This window comes from Arthrobacter sp. 05T444 (genome assembly GCF_056395905.1).
In genome coordinates this window covers 125,342-133,713 of record NZ_JBFTKK010000012.1, presented here as the reverse complement: position 1 = coordinate 133,713, position 8,372 = coordinate 125,342, and the positions used below count along the sequence as shown (strand labels likewise).

Here is an 8,372-nt window from a genome sequence, read left to right as displayed (position 1 = left end):
GGGACTGTCCGATAAACGGTGTGTGGGTCCGGCCGGTTTTCATTAGTGAATGGTTCTTTCGAACCGGCCGGCGAAGGTAATCGCGAACGCGTTCAGCGCAGGCTTCCACCTCATCACCCAGCGTGCCCGACCGCCGCCGGTAGGATCAAGAGCCCTGGTGACCAGATACAGGCATTTCAGCGCGGCGGCCTCGTTCGGAAAGTGCCCGCGGGCCCTCACRGCCCTCCGGTAGCGGGCGTTGATCGACTCGATCGCGTTCGTCGTGCAGATCACCCGCCGTATCTCCACGTCGTACTCCAGGAACGGCACGAACTCAGCCCAGGAGGACTCCCAGAGCCGCACGATTGCCGGATATCGCTGACCCCACTCGGCCGTGAACTCGGCGAACCGGTCCTTCGCCGCTTGCTCGGACGGGGCCGTGTAGACCGGCTTGAGCGCCTTGACGATCCCGTCGCGGTGCTGGCGTCCGGCGTAGCGGAAGCTGTTGCGGATCAGGTGCACGATGCACTGCTGCACCACCGTTCGCTCCCACGTGGTCGTGATCGCCTCCGGAAGGCCCTTGAGCCCATCGCAGACAGCGATCAACACATCTTCCACACCGCGGTTCTTCAGCTCGGAGAAGACCTGAAGCCAGAACCGGGCACCCTCGCCGCCGTCCCCGGCCCAGATGCCCAGGATCTCCCGCTCCCCGTTCACGGTCACGCCCATGACGACATAGAACGGGGTGTTGCGCACCTGCCCGTCACGGACCTTGACTACGACCGCATCAACGAAGAGCACCGGATAGATCGGGTCCAAAGGTCGGGCCGACCATTCGGCCAGTTCCCCGGCGACCTTCTCCGTGATGCGGCTGATGGTGTCTTTGGAGACCYTGGCCCCGTAGACCTCCTCGAAGTGCGCGGCGATTTCCCCGGTGGTCAGCCCCCGGGCGGACAGCGAGAGGACGATCTGGTCGATCCCGTCCAGACGCCGTTTCCGCTTGGGTACGATCACCGGCTCGAACGAGCCGTCCCGGTCCCGGGGCACCTCAATCTCGACCGGACCGATCTCGGTCAGCACAGTCTTGGACCTGGTGGAGCAACCGCTCCGCAAGCTCTTTCTGATCGATGATCTCTCCCGTCACAGGATCGATCATCACCCCTGTCATCTCGGTCGTGGATTCCGACACGGCCGTCTCCTTTCGGATCGGGCCGGACCCTCACACACCGTTTTTCTTACAGTCCCATCATGTGTGGGAGCGTTCCTTTTTGCGCGCAGGATGTGAGAGAGCGTCGGCGGGAAGGGGGCAGGATGTAAGAGAGCGTCCGCGGGAAGGGCGCAGGAAGTGAGAGAGCGTCCGCGGGAAGGGCGCAGGAAGTGAGAGAGCGTCCGCGGGAAGGGCGCAGGAAGTGAGAGAGCGTCCACGGAAGGGCGCAGGAAGTGAGAGAGCGTCCACGGAAGGGCGCAGGAAGTGAGAGAGCGTCCGCGGGAAGGGCGCAGGAAGTGAGAGAGCGTCCACGGAAGGGCGCAGGAAGTGAGAGAGCGTCGGGGGCAAAGGGAAGCACCCCGAACAACGCGGACCGGGGTGCTTCCCTCTTGCTGGACTACTCTTGTGCCGAGCTTCTTTGCGGGTTTCCCTACCTGGCCGGGCTGTAGCGGGCGATGTCTGCGGCGTTCGTGGCGGCGCTCATGAGCAGCGCCGCTCCCAGCATGTGGGCGCCCACGAGGAGTGCCGGAATGCCGTTGTAGTACTGCGTGAACCCGATGAGTGCCTGCAGCAGGGTGACGCCGAGAAGCATCAGGACTGCGGCGCGGAACGGGCCGGAGATGTGGCGTCGAAGCACCAGGTAGCAGGCAAACAGCGTCCCGGCGGTGATTAGGTACGCCGGCACGGCATGGATGTGGGAGAAGAGGTCCCAGTCGAGATCGTTCCGCGGCGCATTGGCGTCGCCGGCGTGCGGACCGGCACCGGTGACCACGACTCCCAACATGACCGCCACGGCGGAGAATACTGCGACGGCGGTCATGACCGGCCGCAGCACCCCGGGCAGGGCGGGCAGCGCGTGGTCCATGAAGCGGCCTGTCCGGCCGTAGGCCCTGTTCACCAGCAGCGTGGCGAAAACCACCAGCGCCATGGAGACGAGGAAGTGAAGTCCCACCACCCACGGGTTCAACCTGGTGAGCACGGTGATTCCGCCGATCACCGCCTGCGCCGGGATGCTGGCAAGGAGGCCCAGGGCCAGCAGGAAAAGGTCCTTCCTTTCCTTGCGAAGGTTCCACAGGTAGACCAGCATCAGGACGGCGACGGCGGCCAGGGCGAAGGTCAGGAGCCGGTTGCCGAACTCGATGAAGCCGTGGATGCCCATTTCCGGCGTGTTGACCAGCGAGCCGCTGGTACAGCGAGGCCAGGTGGGGCAGCCCAGTCCGGAGGCTGTGAGCCGGACGGCGCCGCCGGTGACCACGAGGAGCGTCTGCCCGATCAGGGACAGCACAGCCAGGCGGCGGACTGCTGAATCAACGGTGACCGGAAGCCGTGACGTAATGCGGCTGACGATCTGGGGGAGGCGCGAAGCCGTACTCACGGTTATCTCAATTCCACTTGAACCAACGGATGGCTGCTGCACCGGCCACAACGAGCCACAGCAGCAGGACCAGGACGGCATTGCCATTGACCGCGCCGTGCAGGAACGCGTCGCGCAGCCCTTCTCCAAGCGAGCCTGACGGCAGCAGGTGCACGGTGTCCTGGGCCAGTTTAGGCAGCCGCTGCGCGGGTATCACGATGCCACCGAGGGCGCCCAGGAGGATCCACAGCAGGTTGGTGATGGCGAGCGTGGCCTCGGGGCGGACCGTGCCCGCAACCAGCAGCCCCAGAGCCGTGAACGCCGCGGCGCCCAGTACCAGCAGCCCCAGGCCGGGAAGCCAGCCCGACGCCTCGGGCCGCCAGCCAAGGATGAAGGCGACGGCGGCGACCACAACGACCTGCAGGAAGAGCACGGCAAGCACGGCGAGAATCTTGCCTGCGATGAGGCCGGTACGGCCCAGCGGTGTGGTGGACAGGAAGCGCAGCACTCCGTACCGGCGGTCAAATCCGGTCGAGATTCCCTGTCCGGTGAATGCCGTGGACATCGCGCAAAGGGCGAGGATGCCCGGCACTGCCACGTTGATCCTGCTGTCCCCCATGCCGTCCAGCAGCGGGGTAACGGTGAGCCCCACGAGGGCCAGCAGCGGCAGTACGATCGCGAGAATCAGCTGTTCGCCGTTCCGGAGCATCGTTAGCGCTTCGTATTTGCCCTGCAGGATGATGCGGCGGAGCAGGGGAGCGGCACTGCTGCGGGTGCTGTCGGTGAGTGGCGTCATCGGACGTCCCTTCCGGAAATGTCGAGGAAAACATCTTCGAGGCTTCGCGCCTCCATGCTCATCGACCCGGGCATCACACCGTGCCGGGCCCACCAGCCTGCTAGGGCCGCAAGGTCATCCGGAGTGAGCGCGCCGGTGGCCGAGTAGCTTCCGGCCCGGGTTTCCCGGACCTCCACCTCTGCAGGGAGCACGCCCGTGAAGTCGAGGCCGGGCAGGGCCTCGAAGTGCAGCGTCCGGATGTGGCCCTTGTGGGTCATCTCCGGAGTATGGTGCTGCAGGAGCTCGGCGACGGTGCCCTCGGCAACGTTCCTGCCGGCGTCGATGATGTACACATAGTCGGCCAGGCGCTGGGCGTCGTCCATCAGGTGGGTTGTCAGGATGATGCCCATCCCGCTGTCCCGGAGCTCCGAGATCAGCCCGAACACGAGCTGGCGCGACTGGGGATCAAGGCCGGCGCTCGGTTCGTCCAGGAACAGCACTTCCGGGTTGCCGATGAGGGCCGCTGCGAGAGCCAGCCGCTGCTTCTGCCCGCCCGAGAGCCGGCGGACATTCGTGCGGCTGAAGGAGTCAATGCCGAGCCGCTCCACCAGCTCGCCGATCGGCTTGGGGTTCCGGTACATGCCGGCGATGTGGCGAAGGAGGGGAAGAGGACGGGCCGACGGCGGGAGGCCGCCTTCCTGGAGCATGACACCGACGCGGGAGCGCAAGTCAGCGCCGGCTTTGCCGGGATCCTGGCCCAGGAGCGAAATCGTACCGCCGGTACGCTTCTGCAGGCCCTGGGCGCATTCAATCGTAGTGGTCTTGCCGGCGCCGTTTGCTCCTAGCAGGGCTGTCACTTCGCCGCGTCCGGCGACGAGTGACACGTCGCTCACCACCCTCAGCATCCTGCCATCGAGGGTGGGTAGCGGACCAACGTCCTTAATGAGCCCGCTGATGGCCAAAACGGGGGATTTGAGGGATCGCACCCCAGCATTCTACGTGAAGTAGTACTGCCCTTCCTGAGTGACCGCCAACCCCAGGTCAGCCAAGCCTTACTGGATGACCGGAGTAAATTACGACATGATTGTGTTGTGTATTCCATGACCAACTCCACATTCGTGCCCCTGGCCGGATCCGGCGCGCGGATCAGCGTGCTGCGCGGTGGAAAGCCGGCTGCCCAGGGCGCGCTGCCGCCCGCGGCCGACGCCGACGAGCGCACGCGCGACCGCGTCCTCAATGCGGTGCTGGAACACGGCCCCGTCAGCGCGGCCGAACTCGGTGATCTGCTCGGGTTCACCCCGGCCGCCGTCCGCCGCCACCTCGACCATCTGTCCCGCGCCGGTGTGATCGAGGTCAAGCGTGCCGCCCGCGCCGGGGCAGGCGCCGGCCGCCCGGCCCGCCGCTACGTCCTGAGCTCCCAGGGCCAGTCCACGCTGGGCGACGATTACCTGAACATCGCCAGCTCGGCGCTCAAGCAGCTCCAGGAGATCGCCGGCACCGAAGCGGTCCGCCAATTCGCCGTCGAGCGCTTTGCCGACATGGAACGCCGCTACGCTCCCGAAGTGGACCAGGCCGGAACCGATATCACGGCCCGCTCCCAGGCGCTTTCCGCCGCCCTGTCCCGGGACGGCTTCGTCGCCTCCACCGCTTCCATCGAAGCCAAGGCCCCGCTTCCCGCGGCGCTGTCCAGCGTCCAGCTGTGCCAGGGCCACTGCCCCATCCAGCAGCTCGCCACGCAGTTCCCGGTGTTCTGCGACGTGGAAACGGAAATGTTTTCGCGGCTGGTGGGCGTGGACGTCAGGCGCCTGTCCACCCTGGCCCGCGGGGGCCACGTCTGCACCACCCACATACCCACAGGCCGTCCGGCCGCGACGGGGGCCCACGCTCCGGGAGCGGAACCGGGCACCCTGCACGAAGTATCCAACCATCTGCAAGAAAGGCCGCTATGACGGACCAACTATCAGAGAACAAGGTTGCTGAGACTGCTGTGATTTCGGAGATTCTGGAGAAGAATCCCGAGCTGCACGGCATCGGCACCTACGAGTACGGCTGGGCCGACAAGAACGACGTCGGGGCCAACGCCCGGCGTGGTCTCAACGAGGACGTCGTCCGCGACATTTCGGCTAAGAAGAGCGAGCCGGAGTGGATGCTGGACCTGCGCCTCAAGGGCCTGAAGTACTTCGACCGCAAGCCCATGCCCACCTGGGGCGCGGACCTGTCCGGCATCGACTTCGATAACATCAAGTACTTCGTGCGTTCCACGGAAAAGCAGGCCGCCACTTGGGAAGACCTGCCCGAAGACATCCGCAACACGTACGAGAAGCTCGGCATCCCGGAAGCCGAGCGCAGCCGCCTGGTTTCCGGCGTGGCCGCGCAGTACGAGTCCGAGGTGGTCTACCACCAGATCCGCGAGGACCTGGAACAGCAGGGCGTCATCTTCCTGGACACCGACACCGCGCTGCGGGAGCACCCGGAGATCTTCCAGGAGTACTTCGGCACCATCATCCCGGTGGGCGACAACAAGTTCGCCTCGCTGAACACGTCCGTGTGGTCCGGCGGTTCCTTCGTCTACGTGCCCAAGGGCGTCCACGTGGACATTCCGCTGCAGGCGTACTTCCGCATCAACACGGAAAACATGGGCCAGTTCGAGCGCACCCTGATCATCGCGGACGAGGACTCCTACGTCCACTACATCGAGGGCTGCACGGCCCCGATCTACACGTCCGACTCGCTGCACTCCGCCGTGGTGGAAATCGTGGTTAAGAAGGGCGCCCGCGTCCGATACACCACCATCCAGAACTGGTCCAACAACGTGTACAACCTCGTGACCAAGCGCGCGATCTGCGAAGAAGGCGCCACCATGGAGTGGATCGATGGCAACATCGGCTCCAAGGTCACCATGAAGTACCCGGCTGTCTACCTCACGGGCGAGCACGCCAAGGGCGAGACCCTGTCCATCGCGTTCGCCGGCGAGGGCCAGCACCAGGACACCGGCTCCAAGATGGTCCACATCGCGCCGAACACCAAGAGCTCCATCATCTCCAAGTCCGTGGCCCGCGGCGGCGGGCGCGCTGCCTACCGCGGCCTGGTCCAGATCCGCGAAGGCGCCAAGCACTCGGCCAACACCGTGCGCTGCGACGCCCTGCTGGTGGACACCATCAGCCGTTCGGACACCTACCCCTACATCGACATCCGCGAGGATGACGTCCAGTTGGGTCACGAGGCAACTGTCTCGCGCGTTTCCGAAGAGCAGCTCTTCTACCTCATGTCCCGCGGCATGCGCGAAGACGAAGCCATGGCCATGATCGTGCGCGGCTTCATCGAACCGATCGCCCGCGAACTGCCGATGGAATACGCCCTCGAGCTGAACCGCCTCATTGAACTCCAGATGGAAGGATCCGTCGGTTAATGACTGCCGAAATTACTACTGAAAAGGCCCGCATCGGAGCGCCTTCCATCGCAGGTTTCACCGAGGAAGGCGAGGGGCTGGTCTCCGCCAAGGTTGACCACAGCCACAACCACGGCGTCACCGTGATGTCCTCCCGCGCCGAGAGGCTCACGAGCTTCAACGTCGCTGACTTCGCGCTGCCCACCGGCCGCGAGGAAGAGTGGCGCTTCAGCCCGGTACGCGGACTGGCCAACCTCCTCTCGGACACTGCAACGGAGCTTGATCCCGAGCCCGCAACCGCGTTCACCGTGGAAGCGCCCGAAGGCTACGTCCGCGGCACTTTGGCTCCCGGAGCCGCCCCGCGCGGAACCGTGCTGACGCCGGCCGACCGTGCCGCCGTCGTCGCTTCCGCCAATGTTGACGAGGCCCTGCACCTGGTCATTCCGGCCGAGGCAGAGCCGGCTGAGCCGCTGCGGATCCTGGTCCACGGTGCAGGTGCCGGCCGCCGCTCGAACGCACACTTCGTGATCGAGGCCGGTGCCAACTCACGCAGCGTCGTGATCGTGGAACACACCGGCGCAGCCGATCACAACGGCAACCTGGAAGTCATCGTCGGCGAGGGCGCCAAGCTCACCGTGATCTCGGTGCAGCTCTGGGAAGACGACGCCAAGCACCTCGGCCAGCACGACGCCGAGGTGGGCAAGGACGCTGTGTACAAGCACATCGCCGTGTCCCTGGGCGGATCCATTGTCCGGCTCAACTCCAACGTTCGCTTCTCGGGTGAAGGTGCCGAGGCCGAGCTGCTGGGCCTCTACTTCGCCGACGCCGGGCAGCACCTGGAGCACCGGTCCTTCGTAGACCACAATGTGGCCAACTGCAAGTCCAACGTCCTGTACAAGGGCGCCCTGCAGGGCAAGAACGCGCACACCGTATGGGTGGGCGACGTCCTGATCCAGAAGCAGGCCCTGGGCACCGACTCGTACGAGAAGAACCAGAACCTCGTGCTGACGGACGGCTGCCGGGCGGACTCGGTCCCGAACCTGGAGATCGAAACCGGTCTCATCGAAGGTGCCGGACACGCGAGCTCCACTGGGCGCTTTGATGACGAACACCTGTTCTACCTCATGGCACGCGGCATTCCCGAAGAGGTGGCGCGACGTCTCGTCGTCCGCGGCTTCCTCAATGAGATCATCCAGCAGATCAAGGTTCCGGCCCTCGAAGAGCGCCTGACCGTGGCTGTTGAGCGTGAACTCGCCGCGACCGAAAACTAAGCAGCCGGAAAGTACAGGACAACGGATGACCGAACAGCCAAAGGGCGAGCTCGTCTGCAACGCTAACGAGATCCAGCTCAAGCAGGCCCTGCGGATCCTGATCGACGACTACCCGGTCGCGATCGTCAAGGACTCCATGGGAGAGATCCACGCGATCGGCGACACCTGCTCGCACGCGGACATCTCCCTCTCGGAGGGCGAGATCGAAGGCTGCGCCATCGAATGCTGGGGCCACGGGTCGCAGTTCGATCTGCGCACCGGCGAACCGCTTCAGCTCCCGGCGTACGACCCCGTACCCGTGTTCGCGGTGGAGATCGTCGGAGACGAGGTCTACGTGGACTTCACCAACGTCCTTAACGGCGCCGAGGCACCGAACTTCAGCTAGCCACGGGCCTGCT

The 8,372-nt window shown here is 65.3% G+C and carries 7 protein-coding genes and 1 pseudogene; 4 read left to right on the top strand and 4 right to left on the bottom strand.

Translation table 11 applies throughout. The features are described 5' to 3' along the window. Positions 1–42: 42 nt before the first annotated feature. From AC1DD3_RS13395 to AC1DD3_RS13380, 4 genes and pseudogenes are all read right to left on the bottom strand, one after another. Positions 43–1,080: pseudogene (locus AC1DD3_RS13395) on the bottom strand (IS256 family transposase); the annotation flags it as partial. 536 nt (positions 1,081–1,616) lie between these two features. After that, positions 1,617–2,561, bottom strand: a complete 945-nt coding sequence (locus AC1DD3_RS13390; RefSeq protein WP_230121312.1) for a COX15/CtaA family protein — start codon at positions 2,559–2,561, stop codon at positions 1,617–1,619. Positions 2,562–2,568: 7 nt separating this feature from the next. Continuing rightward, positions 2,569–3,336: an ABC transporter permease gene (locus tag AC1DD3_RS13385; RefSeq protein WP_230121311.1), complete on the bottom strand. Its 768-nt coding sequence runs from the start codon at positions 3,334–3,336 to the stop codon at positions 2,569–2,571. After that, positions 3,333–4,301 (bottom strand): ABC transporter ATP-binding protein, encoded by a 969-nt coding sequence (locus AC1DD3_RS13380; RefSeq protein WP_476881854.1) that lies wholly within the window; start codon positions 4,299–4,301, stop codon positions 3,333–3,335. Before AC1DD3_RS13380 ends, AC1DD3_RS13385 begins: the two co-directional genes overlap by 4 nt. Before the next feature lie 105 nt (positions 4,302–4,406). Here AC1DD3_RS13380 and AC1DD3_RS13375 point away from each other — a divergent pair, with 105 nt between their 5' ends. From AC1DD3_RS13375 to AC1DD3_RS13360, 4 genes are read left to right on the top strand one after another with little or no spacing between them, the layout of a single operon-like run. After that, a complete protein-coding gene (locus tag AC1DD3_RS13375) occupies positions 4,407–5,264 on the top strand; it encodes a helix-turn-helix transcriptional regulator (protein ID WP_476881853.1) in 858 nt (285 codons plus the stop codon). Then, positions 5,261–6,724: a Fe-S cluster assembly protein SufB gene (gene sufB, locus AC1DD3_RS13370; protein WP_230121308.1), complete on the top strand. Its 1,464-nt coding sequence runs from the start codon at positions 5,261–5,263 to the stop codon at positions 6,722–6,724. The genes AC1DD3_RS13375 and sufB overlap by 4 nt, the downstream gene beginning before the upstream one ends. Continuing rightward, the gene (sufD, locus tag AC1DD3_RS13365; RefSeq protein WP_476877243.1) at positions 6,724–7,974 is read left to right on the top strand and encodes a Fe-S cluster assembly protein SufD; all 1,251 of its coding nucleotides are present in this window, start codon (positions 6,724–6,726) and stop codon (positions 7,972–7,974) included. Before sufB ends, sufD begins: the two co-directional genes overlap by 1 nt. A gap of 25 nt (positions 7,975–7,999) precedes the next feature. Next, on the top strand, positions 8,000–8,359 hold the full coding sequence (locus AC1DD3_RS13360) for a non-heme iron oxygenase ferredoxin subunit (protein WP_230121306.1): 360 nt from the start codon (positions 8,000–8,002) through the stop codon (positions 8,357–8,359). Positions 8,360–8,372 lie beyond the last annotated feature (13 nt).

Excerpts from the sequence above, each read along its gene's own strand:
- AC1DD3_RS13385 (WP_230121311.1), bottom strand. The coding sequence starts at position 3,336 with ATGACGCCACTCACCGACAGCACCCGCAGCAGTGCCGCTCCCCTGCTC.
- sufB (WP_230121308.1), top strand. The coding sequence starts at position 5,261 with ATGACGGACCAACTATCAGAGAACAAGGTTGCTGAGACTGCTGTGATT.
- sufD (WP_476877243.1), top strand. The coding sequence starts at position 6,724 with ATGACTGCCGAAATTACTACTGAAAAGGCCCGCATCGGAGCGCCTTCC.
- AC1DD3_RS13360 (WP_230121306.1), top strand. The coding sequence starts at position 8,000 with ATGACCGAACAGCCAAAGGGCGAGCTCGTCTGCAACGCTAACGAGATC.